The organism is Actinoplanes siamensis (assembly GCF_016862395.1).
GTDB lineage: Bacteria > Actinomycetota > Actinomycetes > Mycobacteriales > Micromonosporaceae > Actinoplanes > Actinoplanes siamensis.
In genome coordinates this window covers 30989-55478 of record NZ_BOMW01000009.1, presented here as the reverse complement: position 1 = coordinate 55478, position 24490 = coordinate 30989, and the positions used below count along the sequence as shown (strand labels likewise).

Sequence of the window (24490 nt, the reverse complement as noted above, 5' to 3'; positions counted from 1 at the left end):
CGCGTCCCGGGCGGCCTCCTCTACCGCGCCCCCGCCGGCCTGGCCTTGTCGATCTCCCGGCCGGGCGGGGTCATGCGATCTCCGGCCATCGGCGGTGCGCCGGCCGGGTGGGCCTCGGTGGCCTCGCCGGCCTCGGCCGCTTCGGTGGCCTCGGTGGCGGGCCCGGCCGTCGCGCCGGAGCGGAAGGCGCGGGGATCGAACGGGCCGCCGGGCTGCTGCTGGACGAACTCGCCCTGCGCGTCACTGATCAGGCCCCGTGCCCGGTCGGGATCGTTCTGTGCATGGCTCATGCCGGGGAGGTACCCGGGGACGGCGGAAATGCACCGGCTCAGCCGATCGAAGTCGGACTGGTCCCGCAGCACCCCCGGAAGGACTCCCCGGCGAACGAGCCGCCGACGACCACCCTCAGCCCCAGCCCGGCGAGCGAGGCTGGTCCTCATGGTGGTCAAAAGCCGCCGGCGGCGACGCTGAGCCCCAGCCCGGCGAGCGACGCCGGCTCTCATGGTGGTCACCGCGGGCGGGTCACTTGCTTTCCCGTCTGCCGGAAGCCGGCGCGGACGGGCGTTGGTCACCCGCGGCGGTCGCGTACCGAGGGTCGTGGTTCGTGACGGAGCAGCTTGCTCCGCAACCGGGGGCCGGCACCCGGCCGGGAACGGGCCGCCCGGGCGTCCGCATGCGGGAACACGAAGCGCTTGACGGCCCACAGCCGGAACACCATCGCCACCAGCGTGCCCAGCACGATGCCGCTGACGAAGTCGGCGATCTCCTGGGCCGGCCGGCCCACGTCCGGCACGCGCAGGTCCAGAACATAGCGGGACACCGCGAGCGGGATCAGGTTGAGACCGATGCCGATCGCGCTGACCGCGAAGAACAGCGCCGCCTCGTGATGCTGTTCCCGGCCGCCCCGGGTGCGGAACGACCACTCGCGGTTCAGCACGTACGACAGGATGGTGGCGAGCACCGTGGCGAAGGCCAGCGCGGTGACCGGCTTGTCGCGCAGCACGGTGAGCTTGAGCAGGTAATTCACCGCGGTGGTGGCGAGGAAGCAGATCCCGCCGACGACGAGGAACTTGGCCGCCTCGTGATGTCTCCGCCATAACCGCTTCAGCCGCATCCGGCGGAGTTTATTCGCTGGCAGCGGCCCCCGCACAACGCGCCGGCGACATCTCGCTGCTGGGCAGTTCGATGGGTGGTTACGGCGCGCTGCGGATCGCCTTCGCCGACCCCGGCATGCACGACGGCGCCGAGCGGCTGCACCGCGAGCTCTGGGACCTGGACATAGGCGGAATTCCGGAGAACCCGATCCGATGGTACGGAGCAGGCCTGGCTGGCGTGGGAGGCGTCCGGCAGGCAGGGCGACCCGCCGCGGTTCGACCCCTTCGGCCCGTCCGCCTCGGTGGCCCTGCGCGTGATGATGGCCGACGAGCTGGCCGGGATCGCCCGCCGCGACCCGGACGGCACCAGGCGCTACGGCCGCATCTGACCCCCGGAGGATACCGGCGGTCACGGCTCGCGTTTCCGGCTCGGCGGGTCCGGCGCCCCGACGAATGTGCGGTTCCTTCGCGGTCAGCTCGCTGCGGACGTTTCCGTACTCCGGCGCCCCGACGAATGTGCGGTTCCTGTCCGGCGGCGGCCCGTTCCGTCAGGTCAGCGCCACGACCAGGGTCTCCAGCTCGGGGATCCGCTGGGCCTCGGCGAGCGATTCCTCCAGCACCCGGTCGTGGATCGGCCGGGCCTGGCCGAGCAGCTGCTGGCCGGCTGGGGTGAGCTCGGTGTAGATACCACGGCGGTCGTCGGCGCAGAGGATGCGGGTGAGCAGCCCGCGGTCCTCCAGGCGGGTGACCAGCCGGGTGGTCGCGCTGCTGGAGAGCGCGGCGGCACGGGCCAGTTGCTGCATCCGCATGTGCCAGCCGTCCTGGCGGCTGAGGGCGTCCAGCACGGTGAACTCGACCACCGACAGCTTGTGGGCCGCCTGCAGCTCCCTCTCCAGCGCCGTCTCGATCAGCCCGTGCAGGGCGGCGAGCCGGCGCCAGCCCTGGGCGCGGATCTCCACCGCGTCGTTCCCGATCCCCATGTCGCTCACCTTACACCGGCTTGCGCAGATATAGCGCGCCTGCAACTATTGTCTGCGCCTGATATTGCATACGCTGGAGGAAATTCCGTGCCCATCGCTCTGTACGCGCTGGCCATCGGCGGCTTCGGGATCGGCCTGACCGAATTCGTCATCGCCGGCCTGCTGCCCGAGGTGGCCGCCGACTTCCGCGTCACCGAGGCCGTCGCCGGCGGCCTGATCTCCGGATACGCCCTGGCTGTCGCGGTCGGCGCGATCCTGCTGACAGCGGCCCTGACCCGAATCGACAGGCGCCGGGCGCTGCTCGCCCTGATGATTCTGTTCATCGCCGGGAACGTGCTCTCGGCACTCGCCCCGACGTATCCGCTGATGCTGCTGGGCCGCGTCCTGGCGGCGCTGTGCCACGGCGCGTTCTTCGGCATCGGCTCGGTGGTCGCCACCGACCTGGTCCCGGCCGCGAAGAAGGCCGCGGCCATCTCCACCATGTTCACCGGCCTGACGGTGGCCAACGTGCTCGGCGTTCCCCTGGGGACGTTCCTCGGCCAGGCCGCCGGCTGGCGTTCGACGTTCTGGGCCATCGCCGCGGTCGGCGTGCTGGCCTTCGCCGGGATCGCCGCCCTGACGCCGGCCACCCCCGCGGCCGCCGGCGCCGGCCCGCTCCGCGAGTTCCGTGTCTTCACCAGCGCGCAGGTGTGGCTCTCGATCCTGGTGACGATCCTCGGCTTCGGCGGAATGTTCGGCGCGTTCAGCTACCTGGCGTACACGCTGACCGGAGTATCCGGGTTCACCGCCGCCGCCGTACCGTGGCTTCTGATCGTCTTCGGTGCCGGCCTGTTCGCCGGCAACATCCTCGGCGGCCGCGCCGCCGACCGGAACCTGCCGCGCACCCTGGTCGTCCTGCTGACCGGCCTCGCGGTGATCCTCGCCGGATTCGCGCTGACCGCGGGCAACCAGGTCGCCGCGGTCGCCGGGCTGCTGCTGATGGGCGGCTTGGGCTTCGCCACGGTGCCGGGCCTGCAGATGCGCGTTCTCCGGCACGCCGGGCAGGCTCCGACGCTGGCCTCGGGCGCGAACATCGCCGCGTTCAACATCGGCAACGCCTTCGGCGCCTACCTGGGCGGGCTGACCATCACCGCGGGGCTCGGCTACACCTCGCCGCTGTGGGCGGGCGCGGCGGTCACCGTGGCGGCGCTGCTGGTCTACGTGCTGGCGACGCGGGTGCGCGGCGGCGAGTACGCGGAACCGGTCAGCTCTCGAGAAGCCCGCGCCGAGACGGCTCCCCTGGCCTGAGTATCACGCAGGAGCCGACCGACCACCTCTACGGCGCCGACCTGGGCCCGCGCGACCCGTCCGGGAACGCGATCCGGATCCTCCAGCAGGGCCCGGGAGAATTCCCGCGGCGGCGGCGCGCCGCGCTCGGCCACGGATCACCTCGCCGGCTCCGCCGCCGCGCCGCGGTGCGCCCGCCGCTGATCCACCTCGCCGGCTCCGCCGCCGCGCCGCGGTTGCCGCCGGTCCGGTTCAGGCGGCGAACAGCAGCGCGGCGTCGATGAGCACGACGACCGCCGTGGCGAAGTGGACGCCGAAGGCGACCGCCCGGGTGCCGCCGTGCCGCAGGACGATCACGGTGTCGCCCACCGGCACGAGGGCGACCACCAGCATGAACCACGCCTCCGGGCGCGCCCCGGCGAAGGCGAGCAGGGCCAGGCCGATCAGGCCGTACGCGATGTCGCGGACACCCTTGACCGACAGGTAGGCGTCGCCCTGCCCGGCGGTGGCCGGCACACCGTAACCCGCCGCGGATGCCTGCGGTACCAGCAGGAACCGGGCGCCGATGAAGACGATGAAGAGGTTGAGCACGACGGCCAGGCCGTACGCCAGTGTGGTGATCATGAGAACTCCTCGCTAGCATCGCTAGGTTTTGAAGCGACACTAGCAGAGCATCGACAGCTCGCCTAGTGGCGCTAGAATCTCTGTCATGCCGATTCAGGAGCGTCGCGAGCGCGAGCGTGCGGAACGGGAGCGGTTGATCGTCGACGCCGCCCGGGAACTGGCCGAGGCCGAGGGCTGGGACGCCGTCACGACCCGCCGGCTCGCCGAGCGGATCGAGTACAGCCAGCCGGTGCTCTACAGCCACTTCAAGGGCAAGGACGCCATCATGGCCGCCGTGGCGCTCGACGGCTTCGCCGAGCTGGCCGCCACGCTGCGGGCGGCCCGGGCCGGCGCCGCCGACGCGAACACCGCGCTGGCCGAGGTGGCCGCCGCGTACACGCGTTTCGCCGAGACCCGGCCGGTCCTGTACGAGACCATGTTCACCAGCGCCGTCGACCTGACGTTCGCCAGCCCGGAGACCCCGGCGCCGCTGCGGGCCGGGTTCGCCGAGCTGCGCGAGGCGGTGCGGCCCTCGGCCGGCGACGCCGACCTGGACACGTACACCGAGCTGTTCTGGGCCAGCCTGCACGGGCTGACGACGCTGACCCGGGGCGGGCGGCTGCCCCGGGAGGCCCAGGAGCGCCGGCTGGCCCTGCTGCTCGACCGCTTCAGCCGCGGTTAGTTGGGTCGACCGCGCCCGTTCACCGGGCGGTGCGAGCCCGGGTCCCGGCGCGACCGACCCGCCCGATCGTGTCCGCCGATATCGCCGCAATGCCGCCGGCCCCCTCGAACGCCACCCGGCTTCGTCAATGCCCGATTCGTCGGAACGCCACAGATCGGCCCTCTGGTGCGCCGACGACCCGAGCCGCGCTGGGTCGTACCGGGAAAGGTCGTCCGGTAGGACGGTGCGGGCGCGCGGCCGGCGTGCAAGGGTGGTCGGGTGCAGATCGAGCTGGGTCGTGGTCGCGCCGCCGGGCAGCGGGCGGGCTGACGGCGTGCGGGCGGGGCGTGTGGTGGGCGTGGAGGCGCCGGGCCTGCGGGGGTCCGGGTTTCTGATCGCCGGGCGGCTCGTGCTGACCTCGGCCCGCGCGGTGCCGGAGGCCGGTGCGGCGGTCACCGTCTACCCGGCGGTGTCCGGGCGGGCCTTCGACGGCGTCGTCGCCTGGCGCGGGACTCCGGGCGGGCCGGACGACGCCGCGCTGGTCCGGGTGGACGATCCGGGCTGGGCCGGGGCCGGCGGGCCGGACCCGGCTCTCGGGCGGGTGGCGACGAGCCGGCCCGGCCTGCCCGGTGCGGCGTGGGGATTCCACCGGCCGCAGTGGGCCGCCGAGGCGTGGCAGGTCGCCGGCTCGGTGGATCCGGGCGCCGGGGACCGGTTCGTGCTCCGGGTGAGCGGTGGGCCGGCGGAGACCGGACCGTTGCCGGCCGGCGCGGTGGGGGCCGCCGTCTTCTGCCACGGCCTGCTGACCGGGGTGGTCACCGGCGGCCACGCCGGGGCGCTGGAGACGGTCCCGGTCAGCGCGCTGTGCCGGGAGCCGGACTTCCTCGCCGCCGCCGGGCGCGACCAGTTGCGACTGTGGCCTGTGGAACTGGCCGGGGCGCAGCGGGGCGACCCCGGCCGACCGCGCTCGCCGTCGGCGCTGTTGCGGGCCGGGGCGCAGGTCGTCGGGTTCCGCGGGCGGCACCGGCTGATGGACGAGTTGGGCGCCTGGTGTTCCGGGAATGGCTTCGCGGCGATGCTGCTGCACGGTCCGGCCGGGCAGGGCAAGTCCCGGGTGGGCCACGAGCTGGTGCGGCGGCTGACCGCTGTCGGCTGGGCGACGCTGTGGCTACGCGAGGACGTGGGCGGCGAGACGCTCGGGCCGATCGGCGACGTGGTGGTGCCGCTGCTGATCGTGGTGGACGACGCCGAGAGCCGTCCCGGGCAGGTCCGGGCGCTGCTGGAGGCGTGCGGGCGGCACGACGGCCGGCAGCCGCTGCGGGTGCTGCTGCTGGCCCGTGACACCACGCTGCGGTCCGAGCCGCTGCTGGGCGGCGCCCCGGTGGTGGCGCTGGACGACGACGAGCCGGACCGCCGGGACGCGTACCGGCGGGCGGTCCACGACCTGGGCGCGGCGCTGCCGCGGATCCCCGGGTACGCCACGCACGACTGGCCGGGCACCGCGGCGCGCCTCGCCGGGACGGCGCGGGACGCCGGTGGGCAGGCGCTGACCGTGCAGACCGAGGCCCTCGCCGATCTGCTGGACGCGATGTGGCCCGGCCCGGCAGCCGACGGGCGCAAGACGCCACCGGACCGGGTGCTCGCCCACGAGCAGCGCCACTGGGCGTTCACCGCGGCCTGGCAGGGCCTGGACCTGCCGGAATCGGAGCTGCACGACCTGCTGGCGGTGATGATCCTGTTCGGCGCGGCCGACCGGGACCAGGCCGCGCGCCTCCTGAGCGCCGTCCTGGCCGAACCGGGCCCGGTCCTGGACTGGCTGGCCGAGCTCTATCCCGGCCCGGACGGCCGGTTCTGGGACGGCCCGCGGCCGGACCGGCTCGCCGAGCGTTTCGCCGGCCGCCGCCTGGCCGCCTCCCCCACCCTGCCCGAGCCGTTCCTCCCGGTCGCCGACCGAAGCCAGCTGCGCCGTCTGCTCGTGGTCTGTGCCCGTGCCGGGCAGCCGGCCGCCCTGACCGACCTGTGTGTCAGGCACGCCGAGCACCTCACCGACGCCGCGCTCGACGCGGTCACCCGCGTGGCCGAGCCGGAGCCGCTGATCGCCGCGCTGCGGCTGATCGCCGCCGGCCCGGACGTCCCGCCGGAACGCCTGGCCCGAATCGGCGAGCGGCTGCCCCGGTCCAGCCCCGCGGCGGCCGAGGTCGCCCAGCGCATCGCCGAGCGGCACCGGCGGACCGGGCGGTTGCCGGAGCTGGCCACCGCGCTGTACAACCTGTCGGTCCGGCTCGGTGATCTCGGCCGCCACGGCCCGGCGTTGGCGGCGATCGAGGAAGCCGTCCTGCTGCACCGCCGGCTCGCCGCGCAGGAGGCCACCACCTACGAGGCCGGCCTGGCCCGCTCGCTGAGCGGCCTGGCCGTCCGCCTCGGTGAGCTGGACCAGCCGGAACCGGCGCTGGCCGCGGTCGCCGAGGCCACCGAGATCTACCGGCGGCTGGCCGGGCGGCAGCCGGAGACGTTCCTGCCCGAGCTGGCGCTGGCGCTGCGCAACCTGGCCCTCGGGCTCGGCGCGCTGGAGCGGCACCCGCAGGCGCTCACCGCGATCGAGCAGTCGGTCACCCTCTACCGGCAGCTCGCCGCGGCATGGCCGGACGAGTCCGGGCCCGAGCTGGCCACGTCGCTGAGCGTGCTCGGCATCACTCTGGGCCTGCTCGACCGGGACGAGCAGAGCCGCGCCGTGGCCGAGGAGGCGGTGGCGATCCGCCGGGGGCTGACGGCGAGGCGGCCGGACATGTTCTGGCCGGGTCTGGCCACCGCGCTGACCGATCTCGCCGTCCGGCACGTGGTGCTCGGCGAGCGGGCGCAGGCGCAGGCCGCGATCGACGAGGCGCTCACGATCCGGCACGGGCTGATGGAGCGGCAGCCGGACGCGTACGCCGCCGATCTCGAATGGTCTCTGCACGTGCACAAGGTGATCCAGGAGATGTGACGGACGCGCGAAGCGCTCCCCGGGATCTGGTGTTGGAACCGAAGCCGGCAGGATCCGCACACGTTCCCCACCAGCCGGCCCCACGGTCGGCTCAGCGAACCCGAAACGAGCCGTTCCCGAGTACGCCGCCGTGGCGCGACCGGGCCGGGATCACGCCGTGCCGGTCGGGATCAGCCGGCACGGCGGCGGGCCCGCCGGGCCGCCAGTTCGTCACCGGCCGCAGGCTCCTCGGGCCGCTCCCCGGCCGGCTGCGGCGCCGCCGGTTCGGCGGGCAGATGCGACAGCGAGCCCTGGATCTCCTTGAACGCCCCGCCGATGGCGATGCCAAACACGCCCTGGCCGCCCTGGAGCAGATCGACGACCTCCTCCGGGGAGCGGCACTCGTACACCGTCGTGCCGTCCGAGATCAACGTGATCCCGGCCAGGTCCTCGACGCCGTGCGAGCGCAGCGTGTCGATCGCGCGCCGGATGTTCTGCAGCGAGACACCGGCGTCCAGCAGGCGCTTGACCACCTTCAGGACGACCAGGTCACGGAACGAGTAGAGGCGCGACGTGCCGGAGCCGGAGGCGTCCCGCACGCTCGGCACCACCAGCGTGGTGCGCGCCCAGTAGTCGAGTTGGCGGTAGCTGATGCCGACCGCCTGGCAAGCCGTCACTCCGCGATAGCCGACCGAGCCGTCCTCGCCGACGAGTGGGCCTTCAAGAGGCTGCTCGTGCACGCGACTACCTCCCCGCTGCCCGTCATCAACGAATCTGGGCGGTGCCGGTTCACCTGGACTTCACGAGCGTATATCTCAGTCACGGGTGAAAGATGGAGGTAACCGCACGACACGCCGCGTTCGGACGAGCGACACGCCGATATGCCGTTACTCTCCGGCGCGTCCGGGGGTTTTAGCCCGCAAAATCCTCGGGCCGCACCTGGTCCAGGAACTCCCGGAACTTCTCCACTTCGTCTTCCTGCTCATCCGGGATCACGATGCCGGCCTCGGTGAGCACCTGGTCGGCGCACCGGATCGGCGCGCCCACCCGCAGCGCCAGCGCGATCGAGTCGCTCGGCCGCGCGGACACCCGCAGGTTGTCGCCGATCAGCAGATCCGCGTAGAAGACGTTGTCCTTCAGCTCGGTGATCTCCACCGCCTTCAGCGGCTGCTGCACCGCCGCCAGAATGTCGCGCAGGAGATCGTGGGTCAACGGCCGGGCCGGCTTCACGCCCTGCTGCTCGTAGGCGATCGCGGTCGCCTCCACCGCACCGATCCAGATCGGCAGGTACCGGTCCCCGTCGTTCTCCCGCAGCAACACGATCGGCTGGTTGCTGGGCAGCTCCACCCGGACCCCGACCACGCTCAGCTCGCGCACCGCCCGCCTCCGTGTTCGTCGTTGTCGCCGCCCCCGCACGGCCGCCCCTTACCCTGCACGGTACACGCACGCGGACCTGATCTGCGCCGCGCGGGATACCCCGCACAGGGTAGGCCGGAACGCGGTCAGCGACCCAATTCGCCGCGCAGTCCGGTGCGCACCAGCGCCGCGTGCAGCCGCTGCGAGAGTGCCTGCAGCTCACGGGCGGTGTCGCCGGCCCGCGCCCGGGCCGCCGGGTCCTGCTGGCGCACCAGCGGAGCGAGCAACTGCGTGAACAGTCCCACCTCCCGGTCCGCCGCGTTCTTGAAAGCGCGCAGGTGACGCACCTCCAGACCGAACTGGGTGAGACCCACCACGGCTTCGACGATGATCACTGCGTCGGGGTCGTACCAGCCGGGCGGACGTGCCACCACCAGGCCGATCTGCTCCAGCTCGGCCAGCAGCGCCTCATCGATCCCGGTCCGCTCGACCAGTTCGTCCTTCGGGATCCGGGCGTCGGCCGGATCGGCGGCGCGCTGGGTGCCGACCGCGACCAGCGTCGGGCGCTGCGGCACCACCGGTTCCTGCTCCATCCGGTCCAGCTGCTCCCGGATCACCCGCAGGGGGAGGTACTGATCGCGCTGGGCGGTCAGCACGAAACGCAGCCGGGCCACGTCGTTCCAGGAGTACTTGCGGTACCCGGAGGCGGTGCGTTGCGGGTCGACCAGACCCTCCGCCTCCAGGAACCGCAACTTCGAGATCGTGGTGTCGGGGAACTCGGTGCGCAGCTGGGCCAGCACCTCCCCGATGCTCATCAGCGCACCGTCGCGTCCGCCCTGGGGACGCGACGCCCCCGGGTCCCGTGCGGCCGCCCCCGACGGGTTCACGCCCGGCCGCCCTCGCCCTCCGGCCGCGGGCCGGCGATGAACACCAGACGGAACTTGCCGATCTGGACCTCGTCGCCGTTGCTCAGCGTCGCCGCCTCGACCCGCTCGCGGTTCACGTACGTGCCGTTGAGCGAGCCCACGTCGCGAACGGTGAACACGCCCCCGTCACGGTGGAACTCGGCGTGGCGGCGGGAAACCGTCACGTCGTCCAGGAAGATGTCACTGTCCGGGTGCCGCCCACTGGTCGTCACGTCGTGATCGAGCAGGAACCGGGCACCGGCGTTCGGGCCACGCCGGACCACCAGCAGCGCCATGCCGGGCGGCAGAGAGCCGGACACGCGGCTGGGCACCACGTCTGTCTCGGGCCCCTCGAGCACCTCGTCAAGGGCGCCAAGGTTCAGCGTGGACGTGACGTCGAGTGGGGGGAACTCGTCGTCTGGGCGCGTCATCGGACCACCTCACGGATCAGTTGGTCGTCGCCTCGACCGGCCAGGTCCGATGGTGCGACCTCGCCGAGGCCATCAAGGCCCGACGCACGACTATGTTGGTTTGGGCAGGACGGTTTCAAAGGAATAACAGTTCTACATGTGCCCCGCGAGCCTAGTCAGCCCAAATATGGCAGGGCAACCAGACTCGCGGGCAAGCCGGAAGATCCGGGTCGATGCGGCTCAGCTCTCGGTGAGCGCCTGGTACGCCGCGGCGTCCAGGAGACCCGCCAGAGCCGCCGGGTCGGCCGGCGCGATCTCGACCAGCCAGCCCGCCGCGTACGGCTCGGCGTTGATCAGCTCCGGCTCGTCGCCCAGCGTGTCGTTGCGGGCCACCACGGTGCCGGCGATCGGCGCGTAGATCTCCGACACGCTCTTGGTCGACTCCACCTCGCCCATCGAGTCGCCGGCGGCGAGCGCGGTGCCCTCCTCGGGCAGCTGGACGTAGACGATGTCACCGAGCGCGTCCTGCGCGAAGTGGGTGATCCCCACCCGCACGGGGCCGCTGCCGTCACCGGCGACCCACTCGTGCTCCGCGGTGTACCGCAGATCCTCAGGAATCAACACTTCCTCCGTAGTCACGAAACCGGACGTGCGTACTGCAGGGCAGTCGCCTTGCGCACCGCGGTCACCTCGACCATGGCCGCCGAGTCCATGGTCACGCTACCGCCGTCGCTCTTCACCGACGCCACCACCCCGCCCGGGATCTGCAGCGCCGTTCTCATCGTCTCCGGAGAACCGATCACGAGCAGGCGGAACGGCCCGGCCAGGCGGCCACCGTCGGCGATGATGCCCCCACCTGTCGCATCGACGAAGTAGGTGGACGCGACGATCCGCACGGAAGCCCCGTTCGCCCCGCTGATCTGCATCACCTCGCCGCCGGAGCCGCGCAGCTCCTGCACCGTGTTCAACACGTCGGACGCCTTCACCCGGTCCATCACGATCTCCAGGCCCGGGCCCCGACCGGGGATCGTGCCGGCCAGCAGCCCCAGCTCCTGACTGCGCTTGTTCGCCTCCTCCAGGGCCGCCTCGCGCCCCTGGACGCCCGAGGTCAGCTGCTGCCGGTTGCGCTCCAGCGCCTCGATGTCGGTGTTCAGGCGGCTGTCCCGGGCCTCCAGGTCGCTCAGGATCTGCACCAGGTCCTCCTGGCGCATGGTGGACAGCCCGCTGTCCGCGTCGTTGCTGCGCAGCTGCACCACCAGGGTGAACCCGAGCAGCGCCAGCAGCACCCAGATCAGCGTGCCGGCCGGCGCCGGCCGCTTCAGGCCGCCCCGTCCGGGCTTCGCCCCGCCGCGATCAAGATCACGTTCCGGGTTGGCAGACCCGGGCGTTTCGGGCATCGACGTAACGGGTGACGTGGGCGATGTCTCCCCGGCGTCCGGCTCACTCTCCCGGGTGGCCGCCGGATCGGCTCCATCGCCGCCGGCCGGCGCGACGGGCGCCGGCCCGTCGAGGCGCGCACGGTCCGCCGCAGGATCGCCGCCGGCCGGCGCGGCGGGCGCGGGCGCCTGCGGGTCGAGACGCGGACGATCCGCCACCGGATCGCCGCCGATCGATTCGGATACGTCGGCGGCCGGCGGTTTCCGCCCCGCCGTGGGCAGGCCGAGATCCGGCGGCGTCTGGTCGCGGCCGTTGTCGTCGCGATCGGTCATCGAGTCCCCACGTTGTCTCCCGGCCCACTACGCCCGGAAAAGATGCCGGCGAATCGCCGCGACGTTACCGAAGATCCGCACCCCGAGCACGACCACGACGCCGATGGAGAGCTGACCGCCCACCCCGAGCTGGTCGCCGACGTACACGATCAGGCCGGACACCAGCACGTTCGAGATGAACGAGACCACGAACTGCTTGTCGTCGAAGATGCCGTCCAGCTTCGCGCGCAGCCCGCCGAACACCGCGTCCAGCGCCGCGATCACCGCGATCGGCAGGTACGGCACGAGCTCCGGCGGCACCGAGGGATGGAAGACGATGCCCAGCAGGACACCGGCGATCAGAGCGAGTACGGCGATCATCGGCCGCCTTCCGACGGTGAGCCGGCCGGCGACGGCGAGCCCGCGGGCGCGCCGGTTCCGGCCACGGACGGGGCGCCCGACGGTGCGGGCGCAGGGGTGCTCGGCGACGCGGACCGCAGCTTCAGCTCCGGCGCCGCGGCCAGCGTGACGTTGCGGACCTTGACCGCCTCGAACGACATGCCGTAACTCTGCGCGAGCGTCTGGAAGAACTTGCCGGCGTACCCGTCCCGGAAACCGGTGGCGAGATCGTCCGGGCCCAGCGCGACCACCTCGTACGGCGTGGTCACCGGCCGGGTGTCGACCAGGATCGCCTCCCCGGCCTGCCGGATCGTCGACGTCGCGGTCAGCCGCTGCCCGTTGATCGTGATCGCCTCGGCCCCGGCCGCCCACAGCGCGTTCGCCGCGAGCTGCAGGTCGGTGTCCTTCACCTGGCCCACCGTGCTGCGCTCGCCGGTCACCGCGTCCACCGACGTGGGACCGTCGGCCAGCCGGACCCGCGCGCCCGAACCGTGCACCGGGGCCAGCCCGGTCGCCGCCTCCAGGTTGCCGATCCCGGCCACGGCGGCGCCGCCCAGTTCCCGCTCGCGCAGCCTGGCGACCTGATCGGCGAGCACATCCGCCTTCGCCTGCAGCTGCTCGGTCTGCTCCCGGCGGCTCTCCACCTGCTTGACGAGCGTGTCCTTGGCCTGCGTGCGGCCCGGCTCGTCCTCGACCGTCTGCTGGTACCCGATCACCAGCAGGAAGCCGATCGCGACAAGCGTGAGCGTGGCCAGGCCCCGGGTAGCCAGTCTCCGGTTGCCGGTGCGCAGGTGGCCCTCGGCGCGGCGGGCGGCCGCGTCGGCGTACCCCGGGTCCAGCGGGTTCTGGAAGAGCGCGGTGAGGAAGTCCGGGCCGTAGGTCCGCTTGCCCGCGGCCGTGCCGTCCGGGTCCGGCGGCCGCTGTCCGGGAGTCGCCGCAGTGCTCACGGCACGACCGTCCGAGGCGCGCCCGGACCGGCCCGGTCGGCGCGCAGCAGCCGCGCGGCCTGGGCGAGGTAGAGCACGCCGGCCGCCCAGTACAAGCCGAGCGCCCACCAGGCCAGCCCCCAGCCGACCGGCTGCGCCCAGCCGTCGACCGACGGCACCGCGCTCGCCAGCAGGATCACCGGGAACGCGGCGAGCAGCACGAACGTGCCGGTCTTGCCGACGTAGTGCACCGGCGGCGGGCCGTAGCCGTGCCTGCGCAGCACCAGCAGCGCCACCCCGAGGACCGCCTCGCGCAGCAGCAGCGCGCCGGTCAGCCACCAGGGCACGACGTCGCGCACGGTGAAGCCGATCAGCGTCGCCAGGATATAGAGCCGGTCGGCGAACGGGTCGAGCAGCTCGCCGAGCCGCGACACCGAGTTCATCCGGCGGGCCACGTAGCCGTCCACCCAGTCGGTGGTGCCGCCGACCGCCAGCACGATCACCGCGGCCACATCGTGGTGCGGGCCGAGCAGCAGGTAGAGGAAGAGCGGGACCCCGAGCAGCCGGATGAAGCTGATCACGTTGGGGATCGTGAAGATCCGGTTGGAGGTCTCGATCGACGGCGCAGGCCGCTGCGACATCGCCACGGTTACCTCTCCCCCTGTGCCGTTGAGCCCCCGCTGCGGCACTCGTGTCCGGGCTGGTGTGCCCGACCCCGCTCGCCGAGCACTATAACCACCTGTCTACCGGGCGCCGCCGGGCAGTCACGCTTACCACACCCCCTAGGGCATCCTAGGAGGCTAGGTCTCGCCCCGCCGCCGGACCCGCCGCGACGTGCTGGAGACCTCCAAGCGCTGACCCAGGTGGCGTACCGACGGGTTCGCCACCTGGGTCTTCTCTCCGCCGCCTACCGGGGGCGGTACGGCGTCGCGCCGTCCGGGACGCGGCGCGGGTGACGTGTTCTCACCGTCGCCCGCGCCGCGCCCGCACGTAGTCGTCGATCACGTAACGCCCCAGTTCCGCGGCGTCCGGGCTGAACACCCGGCCGCCGTTGCGCCGGGCCACCGCGTCCATGAACCGCTGCAGCCCGGGGTCGTCGCCGAGCATGAACACGTTCATCGTGGCGCCGTACCGGGTGAGCAGGTCGACCTCGCCGACGGTGGCCCGGACCGTCTCCGGCAGCGGCGGCCACCAGAACATCGCCTCGCCGCCGTCCTCCAGATGCGCCGTCGGCTCACCGTCGGTGACCACCAGCACCACCGGCTCGGAGCCGGGGTGCCGCCGCAGATGCCGGCCGGCCAGTTTCAGGGCGTGCTGCAGATTCGTGCCCTTCTCCATGGTCGGCTCGACCGCGGCCAGTTCACCCTCCGACAGCGACACCGCGTACTTCCCGAAGCCGATGATCTGCAGGGCGTCCTGCGGGTACTTCGTCGCGACCAGGTGCGACAGGGCCAGGGCGGTCTGCTTCATCGGCCCCCAGCGGCCGTCGGCGAACATCGAGTACGACAGGTCGACGCACAGCGCCACCACCGCGGAGCTGCGCCGCTCCGTCTCGGCGACCTCGAAGTCCTCCGGGTCCAGCCGCACCGGGAGGGTGGCGGTGCCCCGCGCGGCGGCGCGGCGGCGGACCGCGTTGCCGATCGTGCGGACCACGTCGAGCGGCTGGTCGTCGCCGAACTCCCAGCGCCGGGAGGAGCCGATCAGGTCGCCGGCCGCGCCCGCGTCGCGCATGTCGTGCTCGCCGCGCCGGCCCGCGACGTCCTGGAAGATCTTCGACAGCGCGGTGCGGCCGAGCCGGCGCAGCGCCTTCGGCGACAGGGTGAGCCCGTCGCCGTCGCGCTGCACCCAGCCCTGCCGGCGCAGCTCCCGCTCCAGCTCACGCAGCCGGCGCAGGTCGTCGGCGGCGGACCGGCCGAGCTGGCGCTCCACCGCGTCGACGTCGACGTCGTCCAGGGTCGCCCCGGGATGCTCCTGGCCGAGCTGGTCGATCAGCTCGTCCAGATCACCGATCTCGCCGAGGGCCGCGGCGGCGTCGCCGTAGCCGAGGTCCTCACCGCCGCGCATCCGCTCGCCCCGGCCCCAGTTCATCCCGGGCCGCAACGCCTTGAGGTTGTCGGTCAGCTCGGCGAGCTGCCCGCGCAGCGGGCCGTCGCCGAGCGCCTGGTCCATCAGGCTCTGCAGTTCCTCGCGCTGCTGCGGGCTCAGCGACCGCATCAGCCGCTCGGCCGCGGCGGCCTGACGGGCCAGCGAGTCGATCAGCTCGTCGATGTTGCGCGGGTGGTCCGGGAAGAACTGGCCGTGCCTGGCCATGAACTCCCGGAACGCATCGTCGGTGTCCTCGCCCCGGGCCTGCTTGGCCAGCAGGTCGTTGAGCTCACCCACCATCTCGGAGACGGCGGAGAGATCCCCGTCCCGCAGCGCGTCGCGCATGCCCGCGAAGCGCTGCTCGACGACCTCGCGCCGCAAGCCGTCGAGGATCTGCTGGTAGATGTCGCGAGCCTCGGGCGAGGCCCACCGGTATTCGGACAACTCGGCAATGGCCTGCGAGGTGGACCGCGGCAGGTTGTCCAGCACCGCCTCGTTGAACCGGGCGTCCACGTCGTCGCGAGCCCGCAGCGTGTCCCGCTCGGTGGCCAGCGCCTGGTCGAGCATCTGCCGGGCCCGGGTGACCGCGCCGTCCAGGTTGCCCCGGCGCAGCGCGTCCCGCCGCATCCGGCGCGCCCGGTCCCGCAGCGCGTCGAGCCCGCGCCCGTCCCGCGGTCCCCGCCGGATCAGGTCACGCAACGCGTCACGCAGGCTGTCGCCCTGCATGACCCGCTCGCCCATCTCGTCGACGGCGGCGCGCACGTCGTAGGGCGGAGCGAGCGGGTCAGGCCCGTCCCGCCACGCCCCGTAGCGGAAAACATTGCGTGCCATCGTCAGCTCCCGTAGAGGGTGCGGCCGTCGTCGGTGAGCTCCTTCGCCAGCCGCCGGGTCAGATGCAGGCCCTCCAGGACGAACTCGATGCCCGAGGCGGCCTGCCCGGGGCTCGGCGCGTCCCCGAGCCCGAGCCGGTCGAGCACCTTGGCCAGCCCCGGCACCGTGCCGATCTGGGCGAGCAGTTCCTCGGCGCTGACCAGGTCGCCGGTCTGGATGATCGCGCCCTCGGCGACCAGGTCGGTGAACCCGGAGAGGTCGAGCCCGGCCAGCCGGGCCCGGAACGTCTCGGCGGTGGCCACCCGCAGCAGGTGCGCCAGGATCTCGGTCTCCCGGCCCTCCTCCCCGCTCTCGAACTCCACCTTGCCGCGCAGCGTGGAGGTGACCGAGACGGTGTCGCAGATCCGCGCCACCGCCTCCGGCTCGCCGCGCAGCCCGGCCCGGCGCAGCGCGGACGCCGCCACGGTCTCGGCCGCGGCGATCGAGAACCGCGCCGAGACGCCCGAGCGGGAGTCCACCGACGACGACTCGCGGACCGCCCGCGTGTACCGCGCGAGCACGTCGACGAGGTGCTCCGGAACGGCCGCCACCAGCGCCGCCTCCTGGCGGATCAGGGCGGTCTCCAGCTCCAGGTCGACCGGGTAGTGGGTGCGGATCTCGGCGCCGAACCGGTCCTTGAGCGGGGTGATGATGCGGCCCCGGTTGGTGTAGTCCTCCGGGTTGGCCGACGCGACCAGCAGCAGGTCCAGCGGCAGGCGCAGCTGGTAGCCACGGACCTGGATGTCGCGCTCCTCCAGCACGTTGAGCAGCGACACCTGGATGCGCTCGGCGAGGTCGGGCAGCTCGTTGACGGCGAAGATGCCCCGGTTGGTGCGCGGCACCAGGCCGAAGTGGATGGTCTCCGGGTCGCCCAGGGCGCGGCCCTCGGCCACCTTGATCGGGTCGACGTCGCCGATCAGGTCGCCGACGCTGGTGTCCGGGGTGGCGAGCTTCTCGCCGTACCGCTGCGAGCGGTGCAGCCAGGAGATCGGCAGCAGGTCGCCGGTCTCGGCGGCCAGCCGGCGGCTCGCCGGGGTGAGCGGGTGGTAGGGATGTTCGTGCAGCTCGGAGCCGGTGATGTAGGGCGTCCACTCGTCCAGGAGCCCGGCCAGGGCCCGGATCAGGCGGGTCTTGCCCTGGCCCCGCTCCCCGAGCAGGACCATGTCGTGGCCGGCGAGCAGGGCCCGCTCGACCTCGGGCAGCACGGTGTCGTCGTAGCCGACGATGCCGGGGAAGCGCGGCTCGCCCGAGCCCAGCAGGCGGAGCAGGTTGTCGCGCAGCTCCTCCTTGACGGTGCGGAACTCGTGCCCGGTGGCACGCAGCTCGCCCAGAGTGCGCGGCAGATCGGCGGGGGGTTCGGAGATGATCGCGGTAGGACCCTCTGTCACCGCAGGAACGCTACTCCGCACAGGTGACAACCGGCGACTGTGATCGCGCACGCGGCCAGCGGCGCGGGATTGGCTTTTGCCCGCCGCGGCGGCGCGCGGCAAGCTTCGTTCCATGATTGAGAGGTACGCGGCATTCACCGATTCCCCGTCCGGCGGCAACCCGGCCGGGGTGGTTCTCGACGCCTCCGCCCTGGACGACGCCGGCATGCTGGAGATCGCGGCTGAGCTGGGCTACTCGGAGACCGCGTTCGTCACCGAACGGACCGGTGACCGGTACCGGGTGCGGTATTTCAGCCCGCTCGCCGAGGTGCCGTTCTGCGGGCACGCGACGGTCGCGACGGCGGTGGCGCTGGGCCCGGGCGAGCACCTGTTCGTGACGAACGCCGGCGAGGTCGCGGTGACCGTCGACACCACCGGGACGGCCACCCTCACCAGCGTTCCGCCGACGGTCGCCGCGCTGTCCGGCGCCGACCTGGGGACGCTGCTCGGCGCGTTGCGCTGGTCCGCCGGCGATCTCGACCCGGAGCTGCCGCCCCGGGTGGCGTACGCCGGGGCGTACCACCCGATCCTGGCCGTGACCAGCCGTGAGCGCCTGGCGGACCTGGACTACGACGTGCCGGCGTTACGGGCTCTGATGACCGAGCGGGAGTGGACCACCGTGCAACTGGTCCACCGCGACGGCCCGGACACGTTCGACGTCCGGGACCCGTTCCCGGTCGGTGGCGTCTACGAGGACCCGGCCACCGGCGCCGCGGCCGCCGCCCTCGGCGGCTACCTGCGCGAGCTGGGCCTGGCCGGCGAGGACGCCACGCTGCACCTGCGACAGGGCGACGACCTGGGCCGCCCGAGCCGGATCACGGTCCGCCTGGTGGCCGGCGAGCCCGGCGTCCGGGTCAGCGGCCGGGCCGTGCCGATCGCCTAGGGACGGCGCCGACCGGCTGTCCGGGCCGTCCCGCGACGAGTGACCCGCCCGGACAGCCGGCGGCTCAGCCGCTGTCGCTGAGCGCCATGCCGTCGCGGTAGCGGTTCCAGGTGCCCTTGCCCTGGTGCTTGGAGGCGTACATGGCCATGTCCGCGTCGTGCAGCAGGGTCCGCACGTCGTCGCGCTCCTCGGCGCAGGCGATGCCGATGCTGGCCCCGGCCCGCACCGCGACCCCGCCCACCTCGATCGGCTCGGCCATCGACCGCAGGATCCGCCGCGCGGTCTGCTCCGCGCAGTCGCGCAGCAGCACTGGTCACGAAGACCACCAGGATCGATCCGTACGGCAGCAGGCTGTAGGGTTTGCGGCGCCTCGCGCCGAACGCGGTCTCGTCGAAGCGGGCGATGATCTCCTGGGCCCGCGGCCCCATCGCGATCAGCAGCGAGGGCAGCAGGCGGATCACGTAGACGTAGGCCGGCAATTCGCCGTTCCCTCCGTGCGGGGCGACGAACAGGCCGATCGCGTTCACCACGGCCGCGACGATCATCGGGACCGCGGACGCCTTGTGCATCGGCGCGTTCCCGCTGAGGATCATCTTCACCGCGGCGAACGCCGAGGTCAGCACGACCGCGCCGGCCGCCAGGGTGGCGATCAGGTTGGAGCCCGCGTCCTGGTGGCCGGGGCTGACCGCGAAGCACCAGGCCACCACCACCCCGCCGACCATCACCGTGGCCGAGTCCAGCCAGAACGCCAGCGACTCCCGGCCGGTGCGGCCCGGGAGCGGGTGGATCAGCATGGCCACGATGATCAGCCCGAGGCCGATGGCGAAGCAGGTGGACTGGACATTCCCGGCGATGGCGGTGAGAGTCGCCGGGTCACGGCGCAGCACCGCACCCGATTTCTGCGCGCCCTCCAGCCTCATCACGCAACGGTGATCGACTGGTGACTGCCCGCCATGAAGCTTTCCGGACCGGACTGCTTAGGATGGCTGCCTGATGAGCGCCACATTGATCGCCCGGGACCTCGCCGCTGGGCACGGCGACCGCAGCCTGTTCACCGCCCTCGACCTGGTTGTCGCGCCCGGTGACGTGATCGGCCTGGTGGGCGCCAACGGCGCCGGGAAGACCACGCTCCTGCGTACCCTCGCGGGCCTGCTGCCACCGGAGTCCGGCAGCGTCACGCTCGGCCCGCCCACCGCCAACGTCGGTTATCTCCCGCAGGAACGCGAGCGGCGGGCCGGCGAGACCGTGCGCGCCTTCCTGGGCCGGCGCACCGGCGTCGCCGCCGCCCAGGCCGCGATGGACGCGGCCGCCGACGAGCTGGCGGCGGGCGCGACCGGCGCCGACGACCGGTACGCGGCGGCCCTGGAACGCTGGCTCGACCTGGGCGGCGCGGACCTCGACGAGCGGGCGGCCACGCTGGCCGCCGGCGACCTGCGGATCGACCTGGAGCTGCCGATGACCGCGCTCTCCGGCGGCCAGGCGGCCCGGGCCGGCATGGCGTCGCTGCTGCTCAGCCGCTACGACACGTACCTGCTCGACGAGCCGACGAACGACCTGGACCTGGCCGGGCTGGCCCTCCTGGAGCAGTTCGTGGCCGGGCTGCGGGCCGGCGTCGTGCTGGTCAGCCACGACCGGGAGTTCCTCACCCGGACCGTCACCAAGGTCCTCGAACTCGATCTCCACCAGCAACAGACCCGGGTGTACGGCGGTGGCTACGCGTCCTACCTCGCCGAGCGTGAGCGGGCCCGGGCGCACGCGCGCGAACAGTACGAGGAGTATGCCGACAAGAAGGACGAACTGCTCGAACGCGCCCGGATCCAGCGCGCCTGGATGGAGAAGGGGGTCCGCAACGCCCGGCGCAAGGCCCCGGACAACGACAAGATCGGCAAGAACCTCCGCGGCGAGACCAGCGAGAAGCAGGCCGCCAAGGCCCGCCAGACGGAGAAGATGATCGAGCGGCTCGAGGTGGTCGAGGAGCCCCGCAAGGAGTGGGAGCTGCGGATGGAGATCGCCGCGGCGCCGCGGGCCGGCGCCGTGGTGGCGACGCTGCGCGACGCCGTGGTGCGGCGTGGCTCGTTCACGCTGGGACCGGTCACGCTGCAGATCGACTGGGCCGACCGGGTGGCGATCACCGGCGCGAACGGCTCCGGGAAGTCGACGCTGCTGGCCGCCCTGCTCGGCCGGGTCGGCCTGAACTCGGGCGCGCGGCATCTCGGGCCGGGGGTCGTGGTGGGCGAGGTGGACCAGGCGCGCGGGCTGTTCCTCGGCGATCTGCCGCTGGCCCAGGCGTTCGGCGCGGCGGTGCCCACGTTCAGCGACGCCGAGGTCCGGACGCTGCTCGCCAAGTTCGGCCTGCGCGCGGCGCACGTGCTGCGGCCGGCCGGCTCGCTGTCCCCGGGCGAGCGCACCCGGGCGGCCCTGGCGCTGCTCCAGGCCCGCGGAGTGAACCTGCTGGTGCTCGACGAGCCGACGAACCACCTCGACCTGCCGGCGATCGAGCAGCTGGAGTCGGCGCTGTCGTCGTACACCGGAACTCTTCTGCTGGTCACGCACGACCGCCGGATGCTCGCCGCGGTCCGGACCAACCGCCACCTCGAGGTCTCGGACGGCAAGGTGACCGGCTAGGTTGGCGCGGTGAGCACGATCATCAAGTTCTACACCGCGCCGAACGACGACGTGGCCGAGCAGGGCCCCGGCCGGGACGCTGTCGACTTCGGCGACTTCGACGTCTTCGCGTCCCTGGAGGAGTGGGAGAGCCTGCTGCTCGATCGCCCGCTCGACGACGTGGACGGCCCGGAACAGGTCAACGACGAGGAGTCGCCGCTGATCCTGGCCCTGCTGCCGGCGCTGACCCGGGCGCTGGCCAGGGCCGACATCGACGCCCTGGCGCGCAGTTGGGTCGCGGTCCGCTCCGCGGAGGGCGAGAAGATCGACCCGGCGGTGGCCCGGCGGATCCTGACCGGCCTGGCCGGGCTGGCCCGCTCCCGGCGGCCCGTCTTTTGCTCGGTCTCCTGATCCGGGCCCGGGGCCGCCAGCGCCACCGCGGTCCCCTGCGGCCCGGCTACTGAGCCGCCGCCAGCCCCGGGCTGAGCGGGCTCTCGTTGCCGTTGCGGTCCACCGCGCTCAGGCAGTAGGTGGCGTTCGCCGCCGGCCGCGGGTCGGCGATGTCGGCGCCGGCGCGGCCGGTGGCGACCAGCGTGGCCGGGCCGCCGGTGGTGCGGTAGAGGGCCCAGTTCGTGGCGCTCAACGCGGTCGCGTTCAGCACCAGCCGGCCGGACGGGTCGCGGCGGGCCGCGGTGAGCTGCGGGGTGGCCGGCGCGGCGGCGCCGAGGCGGGCCGGTCCGGGCGGCAGGGCCGGGGCCGCGTAGTGCGCCTCGCGGTACCGGGTGACCGCGCCGAGCTTGTCGTCGCGGACCTGGCTGGCGCTGTAATGGATCTCGCCCTGCACGCCGTACTTCCGGTTCAGGGTCATCTCCCGGTCCAGCATGGCGGGCTTGCTCCAGTCGTTCTTCTCCCCCACCCGGTAGTCCGCCATCCCGATGTAGAGCTGCACCTTCGTGCCCTCCGTCAGCGCCGCCCACCACTTCAGCATCGTGGTGTAGTCGGCCTTGTCGAACCCGATCGTCCAGTAAAGCTGCGGCGCGATGTAGTCCAGCCAGCCGGACCGCACCCACGTGCGGGTGTCGGCGTAGATGGCGTCGTAGCTCTCCAGGCCGCTGGACGCGGAACCCTTCGCGTCGGTCGCCCGGTTACGCCAGATGCCGAACGGGCTGATCCCGAACCTGACCCACGGCTTGAGCTGCTGCAGCCGCTCGTGCATCTCCCGGACCAGAGTGTTCACGTTGTCCCGGCGCCAGTCCGCCTTCGACCGGCCGGCGCCGTACCTCTGGTACGACGCGGCGTCCGGGAAGTCCTCGTCCTGCTCCGGGTAGGGGTAGAAGAAGTCGTCGAAGTGCACGCCGTCGACGTCGTACCTGCGCACCGCCTCGAGCATCGAGTCCTCGACGAACCGGCGGGCCTCCGGGATGCCCGGGTCGAAGTAGAAACGGCCGGTCCGGCCCTTCGGGTAGGCGATCCGCCACTCCGGATGCAGTCGCAGCGGATGGTTCGGCGCCAGCTTGGCGGCGTCGGTGCCGACACCGCTCGGGGCCGGTTGGGTGCCACGGTACGGGTTGAACCACGCGTGGAACTCGAGCCCGCGCGCGTGCGCCTCGGCGACCATGAACTCCATCGGGTCCCAGCCCGGCGACTTCCCGTCGAAGCGGCCGGTGAGCCAGTTCGACCAGGGCGCGTACTCGGACGGCCAGAACGCGTCGCCGCTCGGCCGCACGTGCACGAAGATGGCGTTGTGCCGCTGCGCGACCGCGAGGTCCAGCCAGCCCAGGTACTCCGCCCTGACCTTGGCCTCGCTCAGCCCCGGCCGGCTCGGGAAGTCCAGGTTGTAGACCGTGGTCAGCCACATGCCGCGCAGCTCCCGCGCGGCCTGCGCGGGCTGCCCGGCGCACTGCCCCACGGTGCCCACCACCGGGGTGACCGCGGCGCGCGGGCCGGGCGCCGGCGAGGCCGCGGACGCCTGGTAGAACGCGGCCCGGACCAGCCCGGCCCCGATCGCCACGGCGGCGACCAGCACCACCGCCAGCAGCAATCCGAGGCGCAGACGCCGGGCCGTGGTCACCGCACCGACCGGTAGACGTCCAGCGTGTCCTCGGCGATGCGGGCCCAGCTGAAGTGCTCGACCGCGCGGCGCCGGCCGGCCTTGCCCATCCGCTCCGCGAGTTGCGGGTCACCGAGCACCTTGGTGAGCGTGGCGGCCAGGTCGGCGACGAACCGCTCCGGGTGCACCGGCGTGCCCGTCCCGTCGTCGGTCTGCTCGATCGGCACCAGCAGGCCGGTCTCACCGTCCGCGACCACCTCGGGGATGCCGCCGGTGGCGGTGGCGACCACAGCGGTCTCGCAGGCCATCGCCTCCAGGTTGACGATGCCCATCGGCTCGTAGACCGACGGGCAGACGAAGACCGTGGCGTGCGTGAGGACCTGGACCACCTCATGCTTGGGCAGCATCTCCTGCACCCAGATCACGCCCTGCGGATCCCGCACGTCGCGCAGCTCGGAGGCCAGCTCGGCGACCTCGGCGGCGATCTCCGGGGTGTCCGGGGCGCCGGCGAGCAGGATGATCTGCGCGTCGGCCGGCAGGTCGCGGCAGGCCCGCATCAGGTACGGCAGGCCCTTCTGCCGGGTGATCCGGCCGACGAAGACGACGCTCGGGCGGTTGCGGTCGATGCCCAGCCGGTCGACGACGTCCGTGCCACGGTCCGGGGCGTAGAGCGAGGTGTCGATGCCGTTGTAGACGACGTGCACCTTGGCCGGGTCGACCGACGGGTACGCCTTGAGCACGTCCCGCCGCATCCCGCCGGAGACCGCGATGATCGCGTCGGCGTTCTCCACGGCGGTGCGCTCGCAGAACGAGGAGAGCGCGTACCCGCCGCCGAGCTGCTCCGCCTTCCACGGGCGCAGCGGCTCCAGGCTGTGCGTGGTCATCACGTGCGGGATGCCGTGCAGCAGTTTCGCGGTGTGGCCGGCGAAGTTCGCGTACCACGTGTGGCTGTGCACGATGTCGGACCCGGCGGTGCCGGACGCCATCGCCAGGTTGACGCCCATCGTGCGCAGCGCCGCGTTCGCCCCGGCCAGCTCGGCCGGCTCCGGGTACGCCGTGACGCCCTCCTCCGAGCGCGGCGCCCCGAAGCAGTGCACCCGCACGTCGGCGAGCCGCCGCAGGTCACGTGTCAGGTATTCCAGGTGCACGCCGGCGCCGCCGTACACCTCCGGCGGGTACTCACGGGTCAGCAGGTCCACACGGAGATCGGAAGCCACGTCCCGCAGGATAGCCCACCCCGGCCGGGCCCGATCCGGTCCGGCGACCCGCCCGGCGACCGGGCCGAACGAATGTCGCGGTGACCGGGCCCCGGCCACCGCGC

General features: G+C 73.0%; 25 protein-coding genes. 7 read left to right on the top strand and 18 right to left on the bottom strand.

Going from position 1 to position 24490, the window contains the following annotated elements:
- Positions 1-20: 20 nt before the first annotated feature.
- From Asi03nite_RS04490 to Asi03nite_RS04480, 3 genes are all read right to left on the bottom strand, one after another.
- On the bottom strand, positions 21-290 hold the full coding sequence (locus tag Asi03nite_RS04490; RefSeq protein ID WP_203677117.1) for a hypothetical protein: 270 nt from the start codon (positions 288-290) through the stop codon (positions 21-23).
- Between the two features lie 278 nt (positions 291-568).
- Complete coding sequence (locus tag Asi03nite_RS04485; RefSeq protein ID WP_239102378.1) at positions 569-1114, bottom strand: GtrA family protein; 546 nt, start codon at positions 1112-1114, stop codon at positions 569-571.
- A gap of 528 nt (positions 1115-1642) precedes the next feature.
- The gene (locus Asi03nite_RS04480; RefSeq protein ID WP_203677116.1) at positions 1643-2074 is read right to left on the bottom strand and encodes a MarR family winged helix-turn-helix transcriptional regulator; all 432 of its coding nucleotides are present in this window, start codon (positions 2072-2074) and stop codon (positions 1643-1645) included.
- An 87-nt stretch (positions 2075-2161) separates the two neighbouring features.
- On the opposite strand from Asi03nite_RS04480, the gene Asi03nite_RS04475 reads away from it, so the two are divergent.
- Positions 2162-3361, top strand: a complete 1200-nt coding sequence (locus Asi03nite_RS04475) for an MFS transporter (RefSeq protein WP_203677115.1) — start codon at positions 2162-2164, stop codon at positions 3359-3361.
- Between the two features lie 231 nt (positions 3362-3592).
- On the opposite strand, the gene Asi03nite_RS04470 is transcribed toward Asi03nite_RS04475, so the two are convergent.
- A complete protein-coding gene (locus Asi03nite_RS04470; RefSeq protein WP_203677114.1) occupies positions 3593-3964 on the bottom strand; it encodes a DUF4267 domain-containing protein in 372 nt (123 codons plus the stop codon).
- Between the two features lie 85 nt (positions 3965-4049).
- Between Asi03nite_RS04470 and Asi03nite_RS04465 the strand changes: the two genes are divergently transcribed.
- On the top strand, positions 4050-4625 hold the full coding sequence (locus Asi03nite_RS04465; protein WP_203677113.1) for a TetR/AcrR family transcriptional regulator: 576 nt from the start codon (positions 4050-4052) through the stop codon (positions 4623-4625).
- A 313-nt stretch (positions 4626-4938) separates the two neighbouring features.
- Positions 4939-7587: a tetratricopeptide repeat protein gene (locus Asi03nite_RS04460; protein WP_203677112.1), complete on the top strand. Its 2649-nt coding sequence runs from the start codon at positions 4939-4941 to the stop codon at positions 7585-7587.
- 170 nt (positions 7588-7757) lie between these two features.
- Here the strand turns inward: Asi03nite_RS04460 and Asi03nite_RS04455 are convergent, their stop codons facing one another.
- From Asi03nite_RS04455 to Asi03nite_RS04405, 11 genes are all read right to left on the bottom strand, one after another.
- The gene (locus tag Asi03nite_RS04455; protein WP_203677111.1) at positions 7758-8306 is read right to left on the bottom strand and encodes a MerR family transcriptional regulator; all 549 of its coding nucleotides are present in this window, start codon (positions 8304-8306) and stop codon (positions 7758-7760) included.
- A 172-nt stretch (positions 8307-8478) separates the two neighbouring features.
- Positions 8479-8943: a bifunctional nuclease family protein gene (locus Asi03nite_RS04450; RefSeq protein ID WP_203677110.1), complete on the bottom strand. Its 465-nt coding sequence runs from the start codon at positions 8941-8943 to the stop codon at positions 8479-8481.
- A gap of 125 nt (positions 8944-9068) precedes the next feature.
- A complete protein-coding gene (gene ftsR, locus Asi03nite_RS04445) occupies positions 9069-9737 on the bottom strand; it encodes a transcriptional regulator FtsR (RefSeq protein WP_239102377.1) in 669 nt (222 codons plus the stop codon).
- A 68-nt stretch (positions 9738-9805) separates the two neighbouring features.
- On the bottom strand, positions 9806-10258 hold the full coding sequence (odhI, locus tag Asi03nite_RS04440) for an oxoglutarate dehydrogenase inhibitor Odhl (protein ID WP_203677108.1): 453 nt from the start codon (positions 10256-10258) through the stop codon (positions 9806-9808).
- A 219-nt stretch (positions 10259-10477) separates the two neighbouring features.
- Entirely contained in the window at positions 10478-10858 is a 381-nt protein-coding gene (gene gcvH, locus Asi03nite_RS04435; RefSeq protein WP_203677107.1) for a glycine cleavage system protein GcvH, read from the bottom strand.
- Positions 10859-10872: 14 nt separating this feature from the next.
- A complete protein-coding gene (locus Asi03nite_RS37660) occupies positions 10873-11946 on the bottom strand; it encodes a DUF881 domain-containing protein (RefSeq protein WP_239102376.1) in 1074 nt (357 codons plus the stop codon).
- Between the two features lie 27 nt (positions 11947-11973).
- A complete protein-coding gene (locus Asi03nite_RS04425) occupies positions 11974-12306 on the bottom strand; it encodes a small basic family protein (protein WP_203677106.1) in 333 nt (110 codons plus the stop codon).
- A complete protein-coding gene (locus tag Asi03nite_RS04420) occupies positions 12303-13271 on the bottom strand; it encodes a DUF881 domain-containing protein (RefSeq protein WP_203677105.1) in 969 nt (322 codons plus the stop codon). Before Asi03nite_RS04420 ends, Asi03nite_RS04425 begins: the two co-directional genes overlap by 4 nt.
- The gene (gene clsA, locus Asi03nite_RS04415; RefSeq protein WP_203677104.1) at positions 13268-13891 is read right to left on the bottom strand and encodes a cardiolipin synthase ClsA; all 624 of its coding nucleotides are present in this window, start codon (positions 13889-13891) and stop codon (positions 13268-13270) included. Before clsA ends, Asi03nite_RS04420 begins: the two co-directional genes overlap by 4 nt.
- Before the next feature lie 322 nt (positions 13892-14213).
- Positions 14214-16166 (bottom strand): vWA domain-containing protein, encoded by a 1953-nt coding sequence (locus Asi03nite_RS04410; RefSeq protein WP_203677103.1) that lies wholly within the window; start codon positions 16164-16166, stop codon positions 14214-14216.
- A gap of 2 nt (positions 16167-16168) precedes the next feature.
- Positions 16169-17593, bottom strand: a complete 1425-nt coding sequence (locus Asi03nite_RS04405) for a sigma 54-interacting transcriptional regulator (protein WP_203677102.1) — start codon at positions 17591-17593, stop codon at positions 16169-16171.
- A gap of 112 nt (positions 17594-17705) precedes the next feature.
- On the opposite strand from Asi03nite_RS04405, the gene Asi03nite_RS04400 reads away from it, so the two are divergent.
- Positions 17706-18515 carry a PhzF family phenazine biosynthesis protein gene (locus Asi03nite_RS04400; RefSeq protein WP_203677101.1) on the top strand — a complete coding sequence of 270 codons (810 nt, stop codon included), beginning with the start codon at positions 17706-17708 and terminating at the stop codon, positions 18513-18515.
- A gap of 64 nt (positions 18516-18579) precedes the next feature.
- On the opposite strand, the gene Asi03nite_RS37655 is transcribed toward Asi03nite_RS04400, so the two are convergent.
- Positions 18580-18825, bottom strand: coding sequence for a diguanylate cyclase domain-containing protein (locus Asi03nite_RS37655; RefSeq protein WP_239102375.1), 246 nt, complete (start codon positions 18823-18825; stop codon positions 18580-18582).
- Between the two features lie 251 nt (positions 18826-19076).
- On the opposite strand from Asi03nite_RS37655, the gene Asi03nite_RS37650 reads away from it, so the two are divergent.
- Genes Asi03nite_RS37650 through Asi03nite_RS04385 form a run of 3 tightly spaced genes read left to right on the top strand, consistent with a single transcriptional unit; the run spans position 19077 to position 21530 of the window.
- Positions 19077-19448 carry a hypothetical protein gene (locus Asi03nite_RS37650; protein WP_239102374.1) on the top strand — a complete coding sequence of 124 codons (372 nt, stop codon included), beginning with the start codon at positions 19077-19079 and terminating at the stop codon, positions 19446-19448.
- 60 nt (positions 19449-19508) lie between these two features.
- Positions 19509-21140: an ABC-F family ATP-binding cassette domain-containing protein gene (locus tag Asi03nite_RS04390; RefSeq protein WP_203677100.1), complete on the top strand. Its 1632-nt coding sequence runs from the start codon at positions 19509-19511 to the stop codon at positions 21138-21140.
- A 9-nt stretch (positions 21141-21149) separates the two neighbouring features.
- Positions 21150-21530: a hypothetical protein gene (locus Asi03nite_RS04385; protein ID WP_203677099.1), complete on the top strand. Its 381-nt coding sequence runs from the start codon at positions 21150-21152 to the stop codon at positions 21528-21530.
- Between the two features lie 46 nt (positions 21531-21576).
- Here the strand turns inward: Asi03nite_RS04385 and Asi03nite_RS04380 are convergent, their stop codons facing one another.
- Both Asi03nite_RS04380 and glgA read right to left on the bottom strand, forming a co-directional pair.
- The gene (locus tag Asi03nite_RS04380; protein WP_203677098.1) at positions 21577-23190 is read right to left on the bottom strand and encodes a glycoside hydrolase family 10-like protein; all 1614 of its coding nucleotides are present in this window, start codon (positions 23188-23190) and stop codon (positions 21577-21579) included.
- The gene (glgA, locus tag Asi03nite_RS04375) at positions 23187-24386 is read right to left on the bottom strand and encodes a glycogen synthase (protein ID WP_203677097.1); all 1200 of its coding nucleotides are present in this window, start codon (positions 24384-24386) and stop codon (positions 23187-23189) included. The genes Asi03nite_RS04380 and glgA overlap by 4 nt, the downstream gene beginning before the upstream one ends.
- Positions 24387-24490: the final 104 nt, after the last annotated feature.